This window comes from Streptomyces caelestis (genome assembly GCF_001279005.1).
Lineage (GTDB): Bacteria > Actinomycetota > Actinomycetes > Streptomycetales > Streptomycetaceae > Streptomyces > Streptomyces heliomycini.
In genome coordinates, this window is record NZ_LGCN01000154.1 from 105,259 (window position 1) to 124,869 (window position 19,611).

At 73.7% G+C, this 19,611-nt stretch carries 21 protein-coding genes and 2 pseudogenes; 13 read left to right on the forward strand and 10 right to left on the reverse strand.

What is annotated here, in order from left to right; all coding sequences use genetic code 11:
* Positions 1–3 precede the first annotated feature (3 nt).
* Both ADK41_RS14660 and ADK41_RS14665 read right to left on the reverse strand, forming a co-directional pair.
* A pseudogene (locus ADK41_RS14660) lies at positions 4–2,014 on the reverse strand (DUF4139 domain-containing protein).
* Between the two features lie 123 nt (positions 2,015–2,137).
* Positions 2,138–2,323 carry a hypothetical protein gene (locus ADK41_RS14665; RefSeq protein WP_051843162.1) on the reverse strand — a complete coding sequence of 62 codons (186 nt, stop codon included), beginning with the start codon at positions 2,321–2,323 and terminating at the stop codon, positions 2,138–2,140.
* 367 nt (positions 2,324–2,690) lie between these two features.
* Here ADK41_RS14665 and ADK41_RS14670 point away from each other — a divergent pair, with 367 nt between their 5' ends.
* Positions 2,691–2,945, forward strand: coding sequence for a hypothetical protein (locus tag ADK41_RS14670; protein ID WP_037804244.1), 255 nt, complete (start codon positions 2,691–2,693; stop codon positions 2,943–2,945).
* Positions 2,946–3,428: 483 nt separating this feature from the next.
* On the opposite strand, the gene ADK41_RS43915 is transcribed toward ADK41_RS14670, so the two are convergent.
* On the reverse strand, positions 3,429–3,554 hold the full coding sequence (locus ADK41_RS43915) for a hypothetical protein (RefSeq protein ID WP_267883144.1): 126 nt from the start codon (positions 3,552–3,554) through the stop codon (positions 3,429–3,431).
* Between the two features lie 362 nt (positions 3,555–3,916).
* Between ADK41_RS43915 and ADK41_RS14675 the strand changes: the two genes are divergently transcribed.
* Positions 3,917–5,620 carry a SpoIIE family protein phosphatase gene (locus ADK41_RS14675; RefSeq protein ID WP_030826620.1) on the forward strand — a complete coding sequence of 568 codons (1,704 nt, stop codon included), beginning with the start codon at positions 3,917–3,919 and terminating at the stop codon, positions 5,618–5,620.
* A 27-nt stretch (positions 5,621–5,647) separates the two neighbouring features.
* Positions 5,648–6,172, forward strand: a pseudogene (locus tag ADK41_RS14680) (methyltransferase domain-containing protein); the annotation flags it as partial.
* 62 nt (positions 6,173–6,234) lie between these two features.
* Here the strand turns inward: ADK41_RS14680 and ADK41_RS14685 are convergent.
* Positions 6,235–6,837 (reverse strand): sugar O-acetyltransferase, encoded by a 603-nt coding sequence (locus ADK41_RS14685; RefSeq protein WP_030826625.1) that lies wholly within the window; start codon positions 6,835–6,837, stop codon positions 6,235–6,237.
* Between the two features lie 201 nt (positions 6,838–7,038).
* Between ADK41_RS14685 and ADK41_RS44240 the strand changes: the two genes are divergently transcribed.
* Genes ADK41_RS44240 through ADK41_RS14700 form a run of 4 tightly spaced genes read left to right on the forward strand, consistent with a single transcriptional unit; the run spans position 7,039 to position 8,501 of the window.
* On the forward strand, positions 7,039–7,302 hold the full coding sequence (locus ADK41_RS44240) for a carbohydrate-binding protein (RefSeq protein WP_420706761.1): 264 nt from the start codon (positions 7,039–7,041) through the stop codon (positions 7,300–7,302).
* Positions 7,251–7,595, forward strand: coding sequence for a hypothetical protein (locus ADK41_RS44245; RefSeq protein ID WP_030826627.1), 345 nt, complete (start codon positions 7,251–7,253; stop codon positions 7,593–7,595). The genes ADK41_RS44240 and ADK41_RS44245 overlap by 52 nt, the downstream gene beginning before the upstream one ends.
* Positions 7,596–7,637: 42 nt before the next feature.
* Positions 7,638–7,907 (forward strand): hypothetical protein, encoded by a 270-nt coding sequence (locus ADK41_RS14695; protein WP_030826630.1) that lies wholly within the window; start codon positions 7,638–7,640, stop codon positions 7,905–7,907.
* Positions 7,908–7,916: 9 nt separating this feature from the next.
* A complete protein-coding gene (locus ADK41_RS14700) occupies positions 7,917–8,501 on the forward strand; it encodes a hypothetical protein (protein WP_051843163.1) in 585 nt (194 codons plus the stop codon).
* Positions 8,502–8,783: 282 nt separating this feature from the next.
* Here the strand turns inward: ADK41_RS14700 and ADK41_RS14705 are convergent, their stop codons facing one another.
* Positions 8,784–9,554, reverse strand: a complete 771-nt coding sequence (locus ADK41_RS14705) for a GNAT family N-acetyltransferase (RefSeq protein WP_030826636.1) — start codon at positions 9,552–9,554, stop codon at positions 8,784–8,786.
* An 809-nt stretch (positions 9,555–10,363) separates the two neighbouring features.
* On the opposite strand from ADK41_RS14705, the gene ADK41_RS14710 reads away from it, so the two are divergent.
* On the forward strand, positions 10,364–10,615 hold the full coding sequence (locus ADK41_RS14710; RefSeq protein ID WP_053636713.1) for a hypothetical protein: 252 nt from the start codon (positions 10,364–10,366) through the stop codon (positions 10,613–10,615).
* A gap of 55 nt (positions 10,616–10,670) precedes the next feature.
* Here ADK41_RS14710 and ADK41_RS14715 read toward each other — a convergent pair whose 3' ends face one another.
* The gene (locus ADK41_RS14715) at positions 10,671–11,480 is read right to left on the reverse strand and encodes an alpha/beta fold hydrolase (protein WP_030826643.1); all 810 of its coding nucleotides are present in this window, start codon (positions 11,478–11,480) and stop codon (positions 10,671–10,673) included.
* Positions 11,481–11,710: 230 nt separating this feature from the next.
* Between ADK41_RS14715 and ADK41_RS42120 the strand changes: the two genes are divergently transcribed.
* Positions 11,711–11,878: a hypothetical protein gene (locus tag ADK41_RS42120; protein WP_167353471.1), complete on the forward strand. Its 168-nt coding sequence runs from the start codon at positions 11,711–11,713 to the stop codon at positions 11,876–11,878.
* A gap of 410 nt (positions 11,879–12,288) precedes the next feature.
* Here the strand turns inward: ADK41_RS42120 and ADK41_RS14720 are convergent, their stop codons facing one another.
* Entirely contained in the window at positions 12,289–13,161 is an 873-nt protein-coding gene (locus ADK41_RS14720) for a PhzF family phenazine biosynthesis isomerase (protein WP_030826645.1), read from the reverse strand.
* 290 nt (positions 13,162–13,451) lie between these two features.
* On the opposite strand from ADK41_RS14720, the gene ADK41_RS14725 reads away from it, so the two are divergent.
* On the forward strand, positions 13,452–14,288 hold the full coding sequence (locus ADK41_RS14725) for an endonuclease/exonuclease/phosphatase family protein (RefSeq protein WP_078661943.1): 837 nt from the start codon (positions 13,452–13,454) through the stop codon (positions 14,286–14,288).
* Positions 14,289–14,433: 145 nt separating this feature from the next.
* A complete protein-coding gene (locus tag ADK41_RS14730) occupies positions 14,434–16,143 on the forward strand; it encodes a cytochrome P450 (protein WP_199822385.1) in 1,710 nt (569 codons plus the stop codon).
* A 159-nt stretch (positions 16,144–16,302) separates the two neighbouring features.
* On the opposite strand, the gene ADK41_RS14735 is transcribed toward ADK41_RS14730, so the two are convergent.
* Positions 16,303–16,587 carry a GlsB/YeaQ/YmgE family stress response membrane protein gene (locus tag ADK41_RS14735; protein WP_030826652.1) on the reverse strand — a complete coding sequence of 95 codons (285 nt, stop codon included), beginning with the start codon at positions 16,585–16,587 and terminating at the stop codon, positions 16,303–16,305.
* A gap of 276 nt (positions 16,588–16,863) precedes the next feature.
* Between ADK41_RS14735 and ADK41_RS14740 the strand changes: the two genes are divergently transcribed.
* Complete coding sequence (locus ADK41_RS14740; protein WP_030826655.1) at positions 16,864–17,733, forward strand: hypothetical protein; 870 nt, start codon at positions 16,864–16,866, stop codon at positions 17,731–17,733.
* 74 nt (positions 17,734–17,807) lie between these two features.
* Here the strand turns inward: ADK41_RS14740 and ADK41_RS14745 are convergent, their stop codons facing one another.
* Together ADK41_RS14745 and ADK41_RS14750 are read right to left on the reverse strand one after the other, a co-directional pair.
* On the reverse strand, positions 17,808–18,149 hold the full coding sequence (locus ADK41_RS14745) for a hypothetical protein (protein ID WP_037804251.1): 342 nt from the start codon (positions 18,147–18,149) through the stop codon (positions 17,808–17,810).
* The gene (locus ADK41_RS14750) at positions 18,146–18,421 is read right to left on the reverse strand and encodes a hypothetical protein (RefSeq protein WP_051843164.1); all 276 of its coding nucleotides are present in this window, start codon (positions 18,419–18,421) and stop codon (positions 18,146–18,148) included. The genes ADK41_RS14745 and ADK41_RS14750 overlap by 4 nt, the downstream gene beginning before the upstream one ends.
* 161 nt (positions 18,422–18,582) lie before the next feature.
* Here ADK41_RS14750 and ADK41_RS14755 point away from each other — a divergent pair, with 161 nt between their 5' ends.
* Positions 18,583–19,551, forward strand: coding sequence for a DUF1152 domain-containing protein (locus ADK41_RS14755; protein ID WP_199821946.1), 969 nt, complete (start codon positions 18,583–18,585; stop codon positions 19,549–19,551).
* The last annotated feature ends 60 nt before the right edge of the window (positions 19,552–19,611 follow it).

Here is a 19,611-nt window from a genome sequence, read left to right on the forward strand (position 1 = left end):
GGGTCAGCTCCTGCGGTTGCCGCCGGCGAGGGCCTTGCCGGCCGGGATCCGGATGTCGTAGCCGCCGTCGAGGGCTGCGGTGCCGCCGGCGGCAACCGCAGGAGCTGACCCAGCATGTCTACGCCATCGGACCTCATCCCCCTCCCCGTCACCGCCGTCACCTATAAGGCGCGTCGGAGGTGACGGGCACGCGCTCGCGGACCTCCACGGAGACGGGCACCGCGAGCCGGTTGGCCAGCTCCACGTGGACGCGGTGCTCGAGCACGGTGACGTTGTTGCGCAGCCCCGCCGTCGACTCGTGCAGATGCACCCGGCGGGTGACCCCGATGGCCTCGGCCGGTCCGAGCCCCACCCGGCACACGCCGCCCGGGGCGAGCGTGGGGAGGGCGGCCGTCAGCAGGAAGTCCTCGCCCACGGTGACCTCCACCGGGCCGGCCAGCAGCGCCCGGTCGGTGGCGTTGGAGAGCACCAGCGTCGTGTACACGGTCTGCTCCACGGACGGAACGCAGAGGTACTCGGTGCGCAGGCCGACCGGGATCTCGCCGACGGTGACGGTGTGCCAGGTGCCGTCCGAGGGGATGTCGGCGCGGGCGGCGGCATCGAACCGGTGGTCGAAGGAGCCCGCCGACTCGCGGGGCCGCACGGCGTGTCCGGGAAGGGGCAGCACGCCCACCGTCTCGGCGCGACGGCGGTGCTCGGCGGTCACCGGATCGGCGCCGGAGCCGGGGAACAGCCTGCCCCGGCGGCCGCCCTGTTCGTCCGGGCCGCACAGGACCAGCGCGGAGTAGTCGAGTGCGGCGCCGTCCGGCCGCGGCGGACCGGTCACGGGGGCCGGCGGCGCGTACCCGGCGACGGCCGCGGACGCGGCGGGCGGTGGCGGAGCCGCCCCGGGGGCCGCGGGAGCAGCCGGGGCCGCGGCGGGCGCGGCGAGCCGCGCGGCGGTACGCGGTCTGCCGCTCGGCCGGGCCGGGGCCGGAGGGCCGCCGAAGGCCGGAAGGGAGGCGCCCTCCGGCAGCGGAACGGGCGGCGGTGGGGGAACGGGACCGGGCGCGGCACCGACCGTGGCCCCGGGCGCAGGCCTCGTGCCGGGTCGGGGGCCCGCCGCGTCGTACCCGGCGAAGAGATCGGCCAGCCCCGTCGGGTGCTCGCGCCAGCCCGAAGGCGCGGGGGCGGACTGACTGCGCCCGATGCGGACCGAGCGGAGCCGGGGCAGGTCGGTGCGACGGCGCAGATCGGCGGTGGCCAGGGCGATACGGACACCGGTCCAGTCCTCACCCGTGCGCTGGGCGACCGAGGCGCGCAGCACCAGGGATCCGTCGCTCCCGCCCTCACGACGAGTGAGCCGGTAGGCGGGCACCCAGACGGCGCCGGGCACCCCGTACTCCACCTCCAGCTCCACCTCCGCGCCGTCCGCGCCGTCCAGCGTCAGGACCGCGCACATCGAGTCGGTCACCGGCGCCGAGGGCGCGCCGGTGGAGGCACGGGAGAGTCTGTCCTCGGCGACCGTGAGCTCGTGCTCGGCCCTGCGCAGTTCCTCCTCCAGACCGTGGAGCCCGCTGTGCAGCCCGGTCAGGCGCTCGTCGACGAACTCGGAGAGCTCCAGCCACGCGTCGACCGGGGTACGGCGGTGCGGGTCGTCCCGCCGGCGGGGCGGCGGCACCGGACGGAGCGCTCCGACCTCCTCGATCAGGCCCAGTCGGCGGTCCCGGCGGCCCCGCGCCGCAGCGCAGTCGTCGCGCAGCCGTTCCACCTCGCGCCGCGCGTCGTCCGGCGGTTCCGTGTCGAGGAGTTCGGCCTCCGGCTCCACCCGGGCCTCGGTGACACGCACCCCGGACGTCCCGACGACGCCGGCCCGCAACGAGCCCGGGTCCAGCGAGCGGGGCAGTCCCGCCACCCGCACGCGTCCGCCCGCCGGCACCGCGCCCCGGGCCAGCCGGCGGCAGAGCGCGCCCTGCGCGTACACCACCACCGAATCGAGAGTCGACGCCCACCTCGGGGCTGTTCCAGCCGTCATGTGCTCCCCCGCCCAGCCGTGTCCGTGCCGAGGGCAGCCTACGCGGTGACCTGCCGCCGGTCCTGCCAGGTCCCGATGCCCCGCGGACCACGCGCGACGGGTCGTCGGGAGCCGCCCGCCGCCTCACCAGATCAGGCACCAGTACGTGCCGTGGTGTCCGATGCCGATACGGCTGTCCCACGGAACCAGGCGGGGGTCCGGCCGGCCCACGGCCGCCATCGAGCAGGCGGGGTCACCGACCGCGTCGGCGTTCGCCATGCGGTGGGCGGCGGCCGTCGCGGCCGGGGAGGTGTACCACGTGGTGGTCACCCGCTCACCGCCATCGGCCGACGGCGTCGGCCCGGGCGTCGTGGCGGACGGTGTCCGCACGTGCTCCGAGGGCGCCGGCCGCGTCGACGGTGTCGTCGGTGTCCGTGGCGGCACCGGGCGGGCGGGTGATGCCGAGGGCTTGGGGGGTGCGGACTTCGTGGGGTGTCTGGGTGTGGCGGGTTTCGTGGGGGGTGCGGGTGTGGTGGGCCGTGGCGGAGATGTGGGTGCGGCGGACTTCGTGGGGTGTTCGGGTGCGGCGGGTTTCGTGGGAGGTCTGGGTGTGGCGGGCTTCATGGGGAGTTCGGGTACGGCCGGCCGCGTCGCCGGTGTCCGTGGTGGCACCGGGCGGGCGGGTGATGCCGGAGGCTTGGGCATCGGGAAGCCCGGTGGGAGCCGGGGTGTCGCGGACCGCGTCGGTGGCGGCGGCGGTGGCGTCGCCGGTCCCGCCTTCGGGGTGCGCATGGCCGACGCGCCGGGCGCGGTCCGGTGGGGCACCGGTTGGCGGCTGGGCGGCGCGGACCGGGGCGTGGGCCGCTGTTCCGGAGGCGCCGGCTCGGTCGTCCTCCGCCGGGCCGACGGCAGCGGCTCACCGGTGGGCCGCTGTGCCGACGGGGCCGGCTGACGGGGCCGGGACGTCGGCCCGGGCGACAGCGTGGGCGTCGGCGTCCGCCGTGCCGTGCTCGACGGCTCCGTCGCGAACGTCCAGGACGGCAGGGGGCTCAGCGTCGGAAGGGACAGGTCGTGCGAGGCCGAGGGCGTGGGGCTGGGCGTTCCGCCGTCCTGCGCCACCCACGCCCACACGCCGATGCCGCCGAGGACGAGCACAGCGGCGCCGCCTGCGATCCACGGGGCACGCCGCGGTGGGCGTCGGTGACGGTTCATGGTCTTACTGTCCTATGCGACCTGGCGGGGCGCCTGTCGCGTCGCCTGGACGTCCTGCTTTCCGCCCGTCCGAGTGATGCGGGGCCTCTCCGGCTCCCTGCCGGAGGGGATGGCTGCGGGTGCGACACGTCGACTCGGCTGTGAGTCCGGGGTCATGCGCATCCGTTCGCGCTCGCGACTTCCGATCCGTCGGGGCCGTCGGCCACCGCCGCCCTCGTCGTCTTCACCGGCCGAACGGGCCGAACGGGTCGGCGACCTCGGCGGCGCTCGTCGCGCCCAGCGCCACAGCGGCGAGGACCCGCACCCGGGTCTCGTCGGCGAACGGCCCGGCCACGTCCTCGCCCGTCATGCTCCGTCTCCGTCCTTCCGGGAGCGGCCCCCGGACCATGTCCTCGGGACGCCGCCCCCGCGGCACGTCGGACGCCCGTCGTTTTCCGGGTGCACGCCGACCCGAGGCGGGAAGCCGACCGGGGGCGCCCCCGAAGCCAGGGCGTGCCCGACGGCCGACGGTGGATCGTCCACCTCGTCCCCCGGATGCGTCGTCATCCGCTGCGCGGTCTCGGCGGGGCGAAATTCACCGAAGCCGCCGGACGACGTGGGATCCTCACCCACATGGGCATACGGGGAAGGCAGGAGAACGGGGGAAGGCACGATGCGGCGGGGCACACGGGCGGCGGGCGGGGCGCCGGCCCGGCCGACGAGGAGGTCACGATGACAGGGTCGGAGCGCACGGAGGTCCACGAGCTGTCCGCGCCGGCCGCTTCCGCCGCGCTGGAAGCCATCGGCACGGGCGTCTACGTCGTCGACGAGCAGGGCTACATCATCGCCGTCAACGCCCTCGCCGAGGAACTGCTGGGCCGGCCCGCCGCGGAACTCCTCGGCCAGGACGCGCACGACCTGCTGCACCGCGGTTCGCAGGGGCAGCAGCTGCCGAGGACCCAGTGCGCGATGCGACAGGCGTTCCACGCCGGGTGCCCGGCCCAGGGCGACGAGGACTACTTCGCACGCGCCGACGGTTCGGTGCTGCCCGTCTCCTGGCTGATCGCCCCGTACGGCCTCGGCGACCGGCAGGCCGCCACGCTCGTCGTCTTCTACCCCCCCGGGCATCCGCGGGACACCGCCCGGCGACCGGAGCCGGCGGTCCAGTCGCTGTCGGAACTGCAGAGGCTGGCCCTGCTGGCCGAGACCACCGCGCAGCTGACCTCCACCCTCGACGTCGACGAGGCGCTGCGGCGGCTGGTGGCCCTGGTCGTGCCCCGGCTCGCGGACTGGGTGATCATCGACCTGATCACCGAACGTGACGAGGTGTGGCGCGCGGTCGTGGTCCACGCCGAGGGCGACACGCTGGTGCGGCACGAGGACCTGCAGGGGCCGATGCCGCCGATCCCCCAGGAATCCCAGATGCCCCTGTCCAGAGCCCTGCGCGGCGTCGCCTCCACCCTGGCCGGTCCGCAGACCTACCAGGGGACACCGGATTCCGGCATCGCGGTCGAGCAGGGCCGTCTGTTCCACGCCACGGAGATGCACTCCGCGGCCATCGCGCCCATCCGCAGCCCCCGCGCCGTCCTGGGCGCGCTGACCCTGGGCCGGACCGAGAGCCCGGCGGCCTTCGCCCCCATGGACCTTCCGCTGATCGAGGACATCGCGCGCCGGGCCGGCCTCGCCCTGGACAACGCCCGCCTCTACCAGCGTCAGCGCATGGTGGCCGAGACCATGCAGAACCACCTGCTGCCCCAGATGCCCCGCCTCTCGGGTCTGGAGATGACCGTCCGTTACCTGCCCGCACCCGACGCCTCACACGTCGGCGGCGACTGGTACGACGCCTTCCCCCTGTCCGACGCGTCCACGGCCCTGGCCATCGGCGACGTCGTCGGCCACGACCTGGAGGCGGCGGCCGGCATGGCCCAGGTCCGGAACATGCTCCGCGCCTACGCCTGGTCCCAGCACGAACCCCCCAGCCGCATCGTCGAACGGCTGGACGAGGCGATCCAGCACATCACCGACGTCACCATGGCCACCATGATCTTCGGCCGGATGGAAGCGGCCCACGACGGCCACTGGCGGCTGTCCTGGACCAACGCGGGCCACCCCCCGCCGCTGCTGATCAGCCGGGACGGCCTGGCGAGCTACCTCACCGACGGCCACGGCATCCTCCTGGGCACCCAGGCGGGTGTGCGGCGCCCCGACGCCACGGCACTGCTCCCGCCGGGATCCACCCTGGTGCTGTACACGGACGGCCTCATCGAAACGCCCCGCCAGAACCTCGACACGGGTCTGAACCGGCTGCGCCAGCACGCCGCCGCCCTCGCCCACCGCCCCCTCCTTTCGTTCACCGACCAACTGCTCAGCCGTGTCCGCCCCGCCGACAACGACGACGACGTGGCCCTCCTGGCCCTGCGCGTCCCCGAGGGCTGAGCCCGTAGGAAGGGCTTCGGGGGGCCGGAGGCCGACGTCACCGCCCCGGACTTCGCACCCGGCCGGTTCGGGCTCGTCCACGCGCGCTTCGTGCTGATGCACCTGCCCGAGCACGAGCGTCTGATCGCGGCACTGACCGGACTCGTCGCACCCGGCGGTGTGCTGGTGCTCGGCGACGCGGTCGACCTGACGAGCGACCGGGCGCCCGACACGCCGTACACGGTGGCGATGCGGGCGATGCGGCAGGGGCTGCGGGCGGCCATCGGCACCGATGTCTCCTGGGTGCCGTCGTACCCCCGACTGCTGCGCGGGGCGGGGCTCGTGCGCGTCGCCGCCGAGACGCATGTGCCGCCGCTGCTCCCCGGCAGCCCCATCAGCCGCTTCCGGGCGGCCACATGGGAGCGGAGCAGGGCGGCGATGCTCGCCACCGGCCTGGTCGACGACGCCGCCGTCGACGCCGCGGTCCGGTACCCGGACTCCGACGAGTGCGCCGCGCTGTCCGCCGGCATGCTGACCGTCTGGGGGCGGAAACCCGAGGAGGCCCGCGGTTGACCGCCCGCGCACGGGCCGGCCGTGCCGCTCGGGGCCCCGGCGCACGGCAGGACGGGACGCCCCTACCGCTCGGCGGTACGCGTGGTGAGGTCCTCGTCGGTGATGGCGCGGACCACGCGGCAGGGGGTGCCGAGCGCGACGGTCATCGGGGGGATGCTGCGGCTGACGACGCTGCCGGCGCCGATGACCGACCCGTATCCGATGCGGACGCCGGGCAGGACCACCGCGTTGCTGCCGATCCACACCTTGTCCTCGATCACGATCGGCTCCGAGAACCGCCCGAAGTCGGTACGCCGCGCGGGATGCACCGGGTGTCCCGTCGTGGTCAGTGTCACGCTCGGAGCGATCATCACACCGTCACCTATGCGGATGTCGACGTCGTCGACGAAGGTGAGGTTCACGTTCCCGAAGAAGTCGTCGCCGATGTGGACATTGCTGCCGAACCCGGCGTGGAACGGGGGCAGCAGCACCGTGCGTTCACCGACCGACCCGAAGATCGCGACGAGCAGCGCCCGGCGTTTCTCCACCTCACCCGGTGGGGTGTGGTTGTACGCGAAGATCTGCTCGGTGCGGCGCCGGGAGGCCTGGAAGGCCGCTTCCGACTCGGTGTGGACGAGCCCTGCGGCGATCCGGGCCAGGACCTCTTCCTCGTGCGCGTGCGTCACAGCGGAACGACTCCGTTCGTCCAACCCCCGGGCCCGGGCCCGACGCGCCCTCGGCCGGCCGCGCGCACCGAGCCTATGCCCTCGGATCCGGACCGGGACGGCCCCGTCCCGGATGACGACGTTCCCAGGACGGACAACGCGTCGTGATGACGACCGGGACGGTGACCGCGCGCGGCTCCCCGGGCGAGGCACTGCCGGCGCATGGGGACTCCGCCGGCGTCCAGGTCGTCCACCACACCAGCGCACGGCGGCAGGACGGCCGGCGAGATCCACGACGGCGGCCGGATCTCCTTCACGCCCTACGACCTCGACAACGCCACCGGCTTCACCGCCCGTATCTCCTCGGGCGGCAGCGGCGGCACCCTCGAAGTCCGCACGGGTTCCCGGTCGGCGCCCTGCTCGACACGGCCACCGTGCCGGCCACCGGCGGCCGGGAGACCTTCCAGGACGTCACGGCGCCCCTGACCGGCCGACCGGCCGGCGCCACCACCCTGTACCCCGTGCTCGAGGGCGGCAGCGGCGCCCTGTCCGACGTGGAAGAGTTCTCCTCCGCCACGTCCACCGGCGGCACCCGCACGGGTGAGGGGAGGGGTGACGGCACGTGCCTGGACATCCCGGGCGGTACGTGGAACGACGGTACGCCGGCCCACCTGCGGACCCGCCACACCGGCCCCGACCAGAAGCGGACCCCGGCCTGGTTACGGCAACTTGCCCTGCCCGTCCGCCGCTTGGCGCTTTCGGCCGGGGGTAGCCGATAGGCCTCCAAGGACGAACGAGGCACAGCACGGAGGAGGCCGGCCATGGGAGTGCGCCACGACCACGACGGACAGGAACTCGGCGACCTCGAACCGGGCACGCGCCAGCGCGCCCAGTTGCGCGCACGGGTCGTCGACATCGCCTCGACGGCGCTGTGCGTGGTGCTCGCCCTGTGGGCGGTGTGGAGCATCGTCGGGGTGGTGCGCGGGACGGCGGAATGGGCGTACAGCGCGGTCGCCTGCGTGCTGCTGGCGGCCGCGCTGACCGCCCGGACCGTCGGTCTCCGGCGCGGTGTAGTCCGGTCCGGACGGTAGGGGGCGACGGTGGAACGGCTCAACACCTTCCTCGGCCGCCACGTATGGGCCCAGGTGCTGCTCGTCGTCCTCCTCGGCTGGGTGGTGATCATGCTGATGTCGCCGGGGGAGCCGGCCCTCGCGCTGCTGCTGCGGGCCGCCGTGACCTCGGTGGGCGCGGTGGCCGTCCTGTTGGTGCTGCGCGCGAGGGAGAAGCGCGCGGCCGGCGGCTCGGGCGACCGCCTGGCCGACCTGGACCGCCGGCTGCGCCACGGGGAGATCCCCTCGTCGCCCGCCGACCGGAAGGCCATGCTGGACCTGGTGGAGCAACGGCTCCACCGCACCCGGCACCGGCGTCCCGCCCTGGTGGTCCTCTGGCTGATGTACGCGCTGTGCGTCGCCGCGCCGCTCCTCCTGGGCCTGGTCCGGCAGGCGCTGGTCTGCGGTCTGCTCGGCGCGGTCCTCCTGCCGCTGCTGACCTGGCAGGGCGGTCGGCAGTTGCGGCGCCTGCGCGAGGCGCGCGAGACCCTCCGGAAGGGCGCCGGCGGTGAGGTGCCGGCCGCGCGGGAGCCGGTGGAGGAGCGTGGCCCCGGGCGTTCCTCCTCCGACGGGTGATCCGCCCCCATGTCCGATGTCCGAGCCGTCTCCCCTCAGCCCCACCGTCACGCCGCCCGCCGTGGGCCTGCCGCTCGAGGCGCTGCCCGAACGCTGCCCGGAACTCCCCGACGACCCTCTGCTCGTCACCTTCCGCGCCGGCGGCATCCGGTCCGCCGGCGCGGCGGACCTCCTCGTGGGGGAACGGCTTCGACGCGGCCGACATGAGCCGCGGCCCCGTCGGCCGGCGCGCCGCCGGCGGTCCGCTGCCCACCCGACGACAGCGGCCTCCCGGTACGGCCGTCAGCTTCCCGGGGTGAAGAAGTGCAGCGGGCTGTTCGGCTCGAAGCCGATCCGCGGGTACAGGGGAGCCCCGGCGGCGGTCGCGTGCAGCGTGGCCCGGGTCAGTCCGGTGGCCCGGGCGCCCTCGTACAGGGCCTTGCGGGTCACCGCCTCTCCGTACCCCCTGCGCTCCCACCGCGGGTCCGTGGCCACCAGGACGACGAACAGGCGGCCGTCCGCTTCCACGGTCCCGGCGCACGTCACCGGAGCGCCGTCCCGCAGCCCCAGATAGGCGTGCACCCCCGTCCTCCACAGTTCCGAGCCCACGAGGCCGTCGCGGCCGTCCTCCAACGGCATTCCGTAGGCACGCGAGTTGAGGTCGGCGTAGGCGCGCAGATGCTCGTCCGTGCCGACCCGCACGAACGTCAGGTCCGGGTGCGCCGGTTCGGGGACCGGCAGCAGGTCACCGGCCATACCGATGCCCGAGAAGGCGTGCACCAGACCGGCCCGATCGGCCGACTCGGTCAGGCTCGGGCGCGCCTCGGCGCCGAGGAGGTCCTCGAAGACCCACAGAAAGCCGGCCCGCCGCTTCGACCGCATGATGTCCGCCGCCTGACCCAGCCGCTTCTCCAGGAGCTCCGCGTCCGCCCCCGCCTCGGTGAGCGTGACGCAGTTCCAGAAAGCGAACCGGCACTCCGCCCAGCGCACCGCGACGCCCGGCAGGTCCCGTACGTCCGCGTCCGGATCCCGGTCGAGCACCATCGCCCGCCAGACCGTGGCCAGCTGCTCCATCGATTCCACCGCGTCGGCGAAGTCCCGCGTCACCTTGTCCCCTTTGCTCGAGCACCCGTAGAGGCATGTCTGCCCACCGGCGCCGGCGAAGCACGCCCGAACCGGCCGGATCCGGCGCCGTGGGGGACGCGGGCCGCCGGGGCCGGCGGGCGAGGGAGACGGCGAAGGGCGTGAAGCCGCGCCGGCGCAGGAGGCGCGGGCCTGGCCCGCGATCAGTGACAGGCCCGCGTACGGCGACGCCTCCGCGTCGGCCGGACGGCCCTGCTCATGGATGATCCGGCAGCCGGAGCCACTCCTCCCAGCTCACGTCCCGCCCGATGAAACGAGGCCGCCCGAAGGGCCGGTGCTCGGCGATCCAGCGCGGCACGAACGCGTCCGGCGCCCGCTCCAGCGCACCGGGCGCCGACCGTGTCCCACACCCCGACGAACCTGATCTCCGTCTCGCGCGCGTACGAGCGGCGGAACAACGTGACGGCGGCGCCGTTCGGCTGCTCGGTCGTGGGAGAGTCCTGCTCCAGGCGGGCGCGCGGTGCGGCGGTGAAGTCCTCGGCGCGGGCGAGCCGGACGCGAAGCCCGGCGACCTGCTCGCCGGCGTACCGACCCCGCACCAGCGAATCCGTGGGAACGTCCGCTCGTCGTGGACGGCACGGTCGTCGTGCGGGCGCTCGCCTCCCCGCCGTGACCCACCGTCCGCGACAGACGGGCCGGAGCGACGGCCGACCGGGAGATCGACCGCGATCGCGTGCGGTGAAGCCGCGTGACGGGGGTACCGGCAGGGTGACGCGTCATGGAGCGGTTCAGGAGGGACGATGAAATCGATGGGTCAGTTGCGACAGCTCAGGGCCGTGTACGCGGGCGGTGTGGCCGCCTGGTCTTTCTGCCTGTTGCTGACACTGATTCAGGACAACGGGTCGGCGCGGCAGGCCGTGGTGCTGCTGGGCCTGCTCGCCGTCTTCCTCGTCCTGCTGCTGTGGACGACCTGGTGCCTCTGGGAAGCCGGGACGCGCCGTCCGGTGGACCGGGCCGCGGGCACGGCGAACGCGCAGCCCGAGCAGCCGTGACGGCCCCCGAGCGGCCGCGTCGCTTCCCGTGACGCACGCCCGCGGACGGAGCGGCTCAGGCCGGTCCGTCCGCGGCCTTCCAGAACTCGCGCAGGCCGGTGACGAGTGCCTCGGGCGCCTCCTCGGCGATATGACGGCCGGGGACGACCGGGCCGCCCTCCAGCGGACCTCTGGCCCGGCCCCGCCCCACCTCCAGCACGTCGCCGTAGAGGCCGGCCATGTCGTCACGGGTGGCCCACAGAACCCGCAGCGGGCACCCGATACGGCGACCGGCCCGCCGGTCGGCGTCGTGCCGCCGGTCGACACCCGGCCCGGCCCGGTGGTCCTCGTACGCCTCGACGTCCATCTGCTCGGGTGTGCCCCCGTACCAGGCGTCGGGGTCCGCGCCGATGATCCGTTCGGCCGGCTTGTCGGTCCGCGCGAGGAAGAACCAGTGCCACCGGCTCAGGGCGAACTTCGCGTCGTACCGGCGCGGCGCCTCGCCGAGGGGGACGGCGTCCAGCACGCTCAGGGCGGAAACGGCCCCCGGGTGGTCCGGGGCGAGGCGGGTGGCGACGTACGCACCCCGGTCGCGGCCGACGACGGCGAACCGTTCGTGGCCCGGGCCGCGCATCGGAGCGAGGCGGTCCCCGGCCACGGCGCCCTCGGAGTACGGGCGGTGTCCCCGGTCGGCCGGGGGCTTCGAGGACTCCCCGTGGCCTCGTGGGCCGGGGCGGACGACCGTGCGCCCCGCGGCCGTCGGCAACGTGGCCACGCGGTGCCAGGTCGCGTGCGTCCGCGGACGGCCGCGGAGAAGCGGTACGGGTGGACCGTCGCCCCCGTACCGCACGCGGGGTTCGGCCCCACCCCCCGTACGGCGTGTCAGCGGGAGACCGTCGAACGTACCGCCCCCTGCGCCGGGTTGCCGCGGTTCACCCGCCCCGGATCACTTCGTCCACGCGCCGTGGCATGCGACCGCCGCCGGTCGCCGACGCGATGCGGGAGGGACGGGCGCGCAGAGGACCGGCACCGGGATGCCACCCGTGCCGTCATTCCCGCGTCTGCGAGCGCGACGGCCGGGCATACGGGCTTCATCCCTATGAGAGGAGCTCGTTCATGCTCGGTATGGTCGCGGCGGTGCTTTTCTTCATCGCGTTTCTGATCAACGCGGCGGAGATCGGCACCAACGACGTGTTCTCTTCGGTGAACGTCATGCTGCTGGGGCTGACCGCCCTGGCCCTGCACGTGGCGGGAATCGGGACCGGCTGGTCCCGTCGACGCTGACGCGGTCCCGCGCGGGCCCGGCACACGTGTCGACGGGCCCGCGCGCCCCCCGCCGCCGCCCTGCCGTGGGCGGCGGTCACCGTCGCACGGCGATCCTCGCAGCCCTCCGAACGCATCGGACGGCACCCTGACGGCGTGAGCGGAGAACGGGAGCTCCCGGCCCGCACGAGGAAGCCCTGCGTCGCGAACGGCCCTGCGGACCGATGCCGGCGGCGGTCGGTAAGTCCTCGTGGGCGCGTCGCACGGCGCCTTCCCCGATCCGCGAGGCCAGGGCGACTGCTTGTTCGTGACGGAGATCCGCGCGGCCCGCGGGACTCTCCGCGATGTCCGCGTCCGCGACCGGGATCAGCCGGTCCGGCCGGACGGCCGACGCGCCGCCGCACCCGGCGACGCCGCGAGAGAACGGCCGCTCAGCCGATGCGGGTTCCCGCGCCGCCGACCCGGACGCGCGGGTCACCCGCGCGCAGCGTCACCGTGAGCCGGCCCGGGCGGCCGAGGTCCTCGCCCTGGTGCAGGGTGAGCACGGCGTCCTCGGGCACGAGGCCGAGCTCACGGGCGTACGCCCCGAACGCGGCTGCCGCGGCGCCGGTCGCCGGGTCCTCGACGACGCCCCCGACGGGGAACGGGTCACGGACGTGGAAGACGGTGGCCGACTCCCGCCACACCAGCTGAAGGGTGGTCAGGTCCAGGCGGTGCATGAGGGTTTCGAGGCGCGCGAAGTCGTACGAGAGGTCCGCGAGACGGGCCCGCGTGGCCGCCGCGAGCACCAGGTGACGGGCGCCGGCGAACGCGATACGGGGCGGGAAGGCCGGATCGAGGTCGGCGGCCGGCCAGCCCAGCGCGGCGAGTGCCTCCGCGAGGTCGGCGTCGGAGACCTCCGCGAGGTGCGGCTCGACGCTGGTGAGCGTGGCCCTGACCGTCCCGTCCTCCTCGGCCACCTCCACCGGCACGATGCCGGCTCGCGTCGCGAACACCACCTCTCCGGGGCCCGTCCGTTCGGCGAGCGCGACGGCGGTCGCGACAGTGGCGTGCCCGCAGAAGGACACCTCGGCCTTGGGGCTGAAGTACCGGATGCCGTACGCCCGTCCCTCCGGGCCGAGGCCCTCCGGGGGCGCGGTGAGGAACGCGGACTCCGAGTATCCGAGGTCGGCGGCGATGGCCAGCATGTCCTCGTCGTCCAGAGCGCCGGCGTCCAGAACGACGCCGGCGGGGTTTCCGCCGTCGGGACTGCTGGAGAAGGCGGTGTAGCGCAGTACTTCGGGCCGCGGCGCATTCGTCGTCATGCTCGCGGCAACGCGGGGCGGGGCCGCGGCTATTCCTGGACGGGACACGGGGGCACGGGGGCACAGGGACGGCCGCTCGCACGGGCCCCGTGCGACGGGACGAGCGCGCGGACGGCGGGGGAGGGCGCGGCTCTCACAGTCGTCGGCCGCCCGGGGGGCGACAGAGCCGCCGTCCCGTTCCCGCGCCACCCGCCCGAGCCCCGCCGCGCACGCGTTGCCGGCAACGCCGTCCCATAAGCTCGTGCACGGAAGCGCCGGACCCCAGGCGCACGCACGTGGAGGAGGCGGCGGTGGCCGGAAGGAGCGCGCGGTTGCTCGTGGGCGCCGTGGTGGTGGGCTGCGTGGCGCTCCTCGGCCCCAGTGCACCGGGCGGGGCCCCCTCCGCCGGGCCACTGCCCGCCGGCGCCGTCGGGGACGTCGTACCGAACCGGGTCATGACGTGGAACATCTGCAACCCCTGCGAGACGGGCGACGCCGACCGGGCGGCGGAGATCGCCACGTACGCGCCCCAGGTCATCGGCCTGCAAGAGGCGTGCGTGCGGGACGTCGAGAGGATCCGGGACCATCTGGAGCGCCTTTACGGGCTGGTGTACCACGTCGAGTACGGGACGGTTCTGCGGAACTGGGGCCGTTGCGGGGGAGTGCCGTGGAGTCCGGGAGCCTTCGGGCAGGCGATCCTCTCGGCGGCGCCGATGACGGACCGCGTCAACGTGGAGTACCCCGACGGAGGATCCGAGGACCGCGGGTACATGGCGGTCACCACCATGGTGGGCGGCCGGTCCGTACGGGTCTTCAACACACACCTCGCCGAACGACGTCAGGAAGCGGTGAGGGCGGGTCAGACCGGCGTACTCGCCGCAGCCGTCGCCCGGCACGACCGCGCCATCGTTCTCGGAGACTTCAACGCCGTGCCGGACGCCGCCGAACTCTCCCCGATCTGGGCGCTGGCCGAGGACACCGATCCCCGGTGCCATCCCTCGAACGGCGCCACCTGCGAACCGACCACCGACTGGCACAGCAAGTTCGACTACGTCTTCCTGCGAGGCGTCACCCCGCTCGAGCACCATGTGGAACGCACCCCGTACTCGGACCACCACATGCTGCACACCGATGTGGACCCGGCCTAGCCGGAGCCGTCGTCCGGCGTCCGTTCCCCGACGCCGTGCGCGGGACGGGATGTGAAACACACATCAGGGAGCGGCCGCATCGCACACCGCGTTCCCGGGCAGAAACCGGCCACCCCCACGGACTCACGTGAGGAGCCCCACGGCCGTGACCACCCCGCCCGTCATACCCGTCCCCACACCGACCGCACCCGGCGCCCTGCCCCTGCTGGGTCATGCCCACCGCCTCGCACGCGACCCCCTTCCCTTCATCACGTCCCTCCGCCGGCACGGCGGTGTCGTGCGCATACGGATCGGACCGACCGACGCCTACGTCGTGACCGATCCCGAACTGACCCGCAGGGTCCTGGTCACCGACGCCGGCCACTACGCCAAGGGCGGCAGGATCATCGACGCGTTGCGCGTCTTCTTCGGCGACGGCCTGGCCACCGTCGCCGACGGCGACACACACCTGCGCAACCGGCGCCTCGTGCAGCCCATGTTCAACAAGGCGCATGTCGCCACACGCGGCAGCGCCATGATCGACCAGGTCCGAGCGATGGTCGAGGGGTGGCGGGAGAACGAGAAACGTGACGTCTTCGCCGACATGAACGACCTCACCCTGGCCGCGTTCCTCGTCGCCCTCTTCGGCACCGACCTGCCGGGACACCTGCGGGCCGAGTTCACCGCCCTGATGCCGGTCATCATGAAAGGCGCCATCCGGCAGACCGTCCTGCCGTCCTGGGCCACCCGTCTGCCGCTGCCCGCCAACCGCGCGCACGCCGAACGCGTCGCACGGCTCCGCGAGCTCGTCGACCGAGCCATCGACCACCACGGCACGTCCCCGTCGAGCGCGCCGCCCGACGACCCCGACGACCCCGACGACGCGGACACCGGCCCCACGTGCCCGCACGCGCCACCGGCCCAGGGCGGTCTGTTCGCCGCCCTCCTCACCGCGGACCGGCCGTTGACGCGCCGGCACCTGCAGGACGAGGCCATCACCCTGCTGACCGGCGCCATCGAAACCACCGGCACGACCCTGGCCTGGACCCTCTACGAGATCAGCCGGCACCCCGACGTCGAGCGACGCCTGCGCACCGAACTGGCCGACGCCTGCGGCGACCGCCCGTTGCGCCCCACGGACCTCGAGAACCTCCCGTACGCCCGTCAGGTGCTGCAGGAAGCCATCCGCAAGTACGGGCCGGCCTGGATGGTCACACGCACCGCCACCCGCGACGTGGAACTCGGCGGCCACCGCATCCCCGAAGGGGCCGACGTGATCTGGAGCCCGTACCTCCACCAGCACGATCCGGCGCACTTCCCCGCCCCGGACGTCTTCGACCCCGACCGCTGGGCTCCCCATCGCGCCCCGGCCGCCCGCGGCTCCTTCCTCGCCTTCGGCGACGGCCGCCGCAAGTGCATCGGGGAGAACTTCGCCCGGACCGAACTGCAGATCGTCCTGGCGGTGATCCTTCAACGCTGGTCACGCATCGAGCTGGTGTCCCGCGCCCCACGGCCCCAAGCGGTGGTGACGGTCAGACCCGACACGATGTCGATGAGGTACGGCCACCGTGACACCGCCACCGCGTCCGTGGACGATCCTCCGCGCTCCTGGGCCGTCCCTCGTGGAGCATCGCCGCAAGCGGTCCGGGAGCGCGGTGGCCTAGGCCGCGGACGCGAGCCGTCCACGGGCGCGGTTTCAGGCGGTGGAGCGCCGGCCTGCCGGGCCGGCGTCTTCGGTGGAGACCAAGGAGGCGAGCAGACGCAGCCCCTTTTCCGAGAGGGAACCGGGTTCCGCGGTGCAGACGGTCATGTGGAGTCCGGGTCCGGCGTCGTCCAGCCGGAACGCGGGGGCGACGGTTTCGAGGACGGCCGGTGAGACGCCGGCCAGACTGCCCTGCTCCGGTTTCACGTAATACTCGACGCTCACGTCGGCCTGCGCGGCGCAGGTCCATGGGGGCGCCCCCGTCCGAAGACGGGGGCGCCCCCATGGACCTGCCGGTTTTTTGCGCGTCAGCTCGCTCCGAGCGTCGGACCGTTATGCGTGGGCGTGCCCGCGGCGATGGCCGCGGCCGGTGAACAGCCGGTACAGCGCCAGCAGAATCATGGAGCCGACGATGGCAGCGATCCAGGTGGACAGTTCGAAGAAACCGTCAATGGAGTCGACACCGAAGATCACCTTGCCGAGGAAGCCTCCGAGGAGCCCTCCGGCAATACCGATGAGCATGGTGATGATGATTCCGCCCGGGTCCTTGCCCGGCATGAGCGCCTTGGCAATGGCTCCGGCGAGCAGGCCGATGACTATCCACGCGATGATGCCCATCACAGACTCTCCTTGCTGTCGGTTCGTCGTACGTGTGTCCCCGGATCGCTTCTCCTAACGGACCCGTGCGCAATCGGCGCGGAAAATCTCATGGTGACGTCCCGTTGGTGGGACAGCGCCTTTCCGCGCCGTCGGCGAGAATCGTTCGAATCGATCCCCGAATCCCCAACCTCCGCTGAGGAAAGGTGTTTTCGCGTTTCTCCGAGGGGCACACGGGTCGCCAGTTCGCCCTCGTTCCATGGACGAGCGGCAGAAATCGAGGAGATGGGGATTCACATGCGTCGCAGGGGGACGAGGGCAGCCGCGATCACGGTCGCCGCGGTCATGGGGAGTGTGCTGACGGGGTGCGGGGACGACAGTGAGCCGTCGGGAGCGAAGGACGGCCCGTCGTCGAGCGCGAGCAGGAGTGACGGGGCCCGGGAACAGGGCACGACGGCGGTGCGGGCGGCCTACGACAGGACGGCCGATGCGGAGTCGGCCCGGATGACGATCAGGACCAAGCTCGCCGCGGAGGGCGAGACGGTCACGTCGGACGGCGAGGGCGTCCTCGACCTGGCCGAGGGCGACAGCGTCATGACCGTCACCGCGCAGGGCGAGAGCATCGAGCAGCGCGTGGTCGACGAGGTCCTCTACCAGAAGGCCCCGGGCCGGAACGCTCCGGGTGGCAAGCCCTGGGTCAAGATCGACCTGCGGAAGGTGGCCGCCCAGCAGGGCGTGAACGACCAGGGGATCGGCGACCCGGCCCGGACCGCGGCCTACGCCAAGGCGATCACCGACAAGGACGTCACGGAGGTCGGCGCCGAGGAGATCGACGGTGTGAACACCACGCGCTACCGGGTCTCGGTGGACGTGACCGAGCTGCCGGGCGGTGAGCGGATGCGCGAGCAGCTCGGCCCGACCCTGCCGATGCAGGTCTGGCTCGACGACGAGGGACGGCTCCGCCGTCAGCAGATGGACATGACTCTCAAGGCCCCGGCCTCCGCCTCGGCGAAGCCGGACGCCGACGCGGCGCCGCAGCAGCTCACGATGAGCACCGTGATGGAGTTCTCGGACTTCGGCACCGAGGTCGACGCCGAGGCTCCGCCGGCCGGACAGGTGGCCGACATGACGGGCGACGCGCTCCAGGGGAACCGACAGCGGAGCTGAGCCCCGCAGGCACGGTCGGCGGTGACGGTCGGGCGGGTCTCACCCCCTGACCCGCCGCTGCCCTTGCGCGGTGTTCAGCCCCCGGCCCGGCCACGGGGCGAGGGCCCCACGTCCGCGTGGCGGCCGGGGCGCACCGCGGCGTGGCGCTGCCCCGGGCCGGGCTCTTCACGGGCGGCCAGGGCGTCGGCGACGGCCCCCGTGACGAAGGCGTACACCGTCTTGTGCACCAGGCCGACGACGAGTTCGCCGCGAGGCCAGGTGGTCGGCGGAGCGCCGACGCCGGTGGCGTTCTCCAGGATCTGGTCGCTGGTGAGGCGTACGACGGCGAACTGTGCCGACGGCCGTCCTCCGCGCAGCCCGGCGTGCGACATCACCGACCGCAGGACGCCGAGAAAAGCGCCCTGACCTACGGTCATCGGGCGCCGCCGCCCGGCCCGTCCGCACCCGCGGGGCCCTCCCCTCCGCGCATGTGCCGGCCGATCCTCTCCCGTACCTGGTGCCACAACGGCGTGCGCGGACCGGGGTCCATCCCCTCCGCCGCGAACACGGCGTCGGTGAAGCCGTCCGCGTCGGCGGGCGGCGCCTCCCGCAGTCGCCGCTGCTCGTGGGGCGGGAGGCAGAAGCCGAGGTCGACGCAGAGTTCGTGGAGGAGTTCCCGTATCCCGTCCTTCGGGTCGCGTGGGGGCATGGAACGGGATGGTCGCACGCCCGCTCCCGTGCGCACCATGGATTTCGGGGCGACACCCGCGCCTCGAGAACCTGTCGCCGCTGCGCGGCAGGTGATCCCCGCACCGCCTCTGCGCCTCTGCGCCCACGCGGTGTGGCACGACCGGAGGGCGCCGGATGACAATGATCGTCGTGACGTCCCTCCTCACCAACCCGATCCTCGCCCGGCTCGCGGACTCCCGACGGATCCTCGTCGCGGGCGCGGGCGGCGGTTTCGACATCTACTCCGGCCTGCCGGTGGCCCTCTCCCTCCTGCACCAGGGAAAGGAGGTGCACCTCGCGAACCTCTCCTTCAGCGCACTGGCCGGTCTCCCTCCCGACGACTGGGCCGCCGACGACCTGGCCGTCGTCACTCCCGACTCCGCCCCGCACCAGACCTACTTCCCGGAGCGGACCCTCGCCCAGTGGCTGCGCCTGCACGGCTACCCGCCCACCGTCTACGCCTTCCCGCAAACCGGTGTACGCCCGCTGCGCGCCGCTTACCGGGCGCTGATCGAACTGCACGGCATCGACGCCGTGGTGCTGGTCGACGGCGGCACCGACATCCTGATGCGCGGCGACGAAGCCGGCCTCGGCACCCCGGAGGAGGACCTGACCAGCGTGGCGGCGCTCGCCGCGCTGGACGGCGTACCGAACCGGCTCGTGGTGTCGGTCGGGTTCGGCGTGGACGCCCACCACGGCGTGAACCACGTACAGGTCCTGGAGAACATCGCCGCGCTGGAGCGTGACGGCGCGTACCTCGGCGCGTTCTCCATACCGCGCGCCTCCCGCGAAGGCGCCCTGTACCTGGACGCGGTGGCGCACGCCCAGCACCACACGCCCGAGCACCCCAGCATCGTGAACGGCTCGATCGCGGCAGCGGTACGCGGCTCGTTCGGCGACGTCCGGTTCACCGACCGCACTCGGGGCAGCGAGTTGTTCGTCAACCCGCTGATGTCCCTGTGCTTCGCCTTCGACCTGCCGGGTCTGGCCGCCCGGTGCCTGTACCTGGACCGGATCGAGGACACCTTTCTGATGCGTCAGGTCCACTCCAGGATCGCCGAATTCCGCGAATCCACGGTGACCCGCCCGCCCCGCGCCTTCCCCCACTAGCGCCCGGACCGGTCGCGCTCCGGCCGCGGCCGGCCGCCGGGGCGACCGGCGACGGAACCA

Excerpts from the sequence above, each read along its gene's own strand:
- ADK41_RS43915 (WP_267883144.1), bottom strand. The coding sequence starts at position 3,554 with ATGACGGGCGAGGACGTGGCCGGGCCGTTCGCCGACGAGACCCGGGTG.
- ADK41_RS14675 (WP_030826620.1), top strand. The coding sequence starts at position 3,917 with ATGACAGGGTCGGAGCGCACGGAGGTCCACGAGCTGTCCGCGCCGGCC.
- ADK41_RS44240 (WP_420706761.1), top strand. The coding sequence starts at position 7,039 with ATGGGGACTCCGCCGGCGTCCAGGTCGTCCACCACACCAGCGCACGGC.
- ADK41_RS14695 (WP_030826630.1), top strand. The coding sequence starts at position 7,638 with ATGGGAGTGCGCCACGACCACGACGGACAGGAACTCGGCGACCTCGAA.
- ADK41_RS14705 (WP_030826636.1), bottom strand. The coding sequence starts at position 9,554 with ATGGAGCAGCTGGCCACGGTCTGGCGGGCGATGGTGCTCGACCGGGAT.
- ADK41_RS14710 (WP_053636713.1), top strand. The coding sequence starts at position 10,364 with ATGAAATCGATGGGTCAGTTGCGACAGCTCAGGGCCGTGTACGCGGGC.
- ADK41_RS42120 (WP_167353471.1), top strand. The coding sequence starts at position 11,711 with ATGCTCGGTATGGTCGCGGCGGTGCTTTTCTTCATCGCGTTTCTGATC.
- ADK41_RS14720 (WP_030826645.1), bottom strand. The coding sequence starts at position 13,161 with ATGACGACGAATGCGCCGCGGCCCGAAGTACTGCGCTACACCGCCTTC.
- ADK41_RS14735 (WP_030826652.1), bottom strand. The coding sequence starts at position 16,587 with ATGGGCATCATCGCGTGGATAGTCATCGGCCTGCTCGCCGGAGCCATT.
- ADK41_RS14740 (WP_030826655.1), top strand. The coding sequence starts at position 16,864 with ATGCGTCGCAGGGGGACGAGGGCAGCCGCGATCACGGTCGCCGCGGTC.
- ADK41_RS14745 (WP_037804251.1), bottom strand. The coding sequence starts at position 18,149 with ATGACCGTAGGTCAGGGCGCTTTTCTCGGCGTCCTGCGGTCGGTGATG.
- ADK41_RS14750 (WP_051843164.1), bottom strand. The coding sequence starts at position 18,421 with ATGCCCCCACGCGACCCGAAGGACGGGATACGGGAACTCCTCCACGAA.
- ADK41_RS14755 (WP_199821946.1), top strand. The coding sequence starts at position 18,583 with ATGATCGTCGTGACGTCCCTCCTCACCAACCCGATCCTCGCCCGGCTC.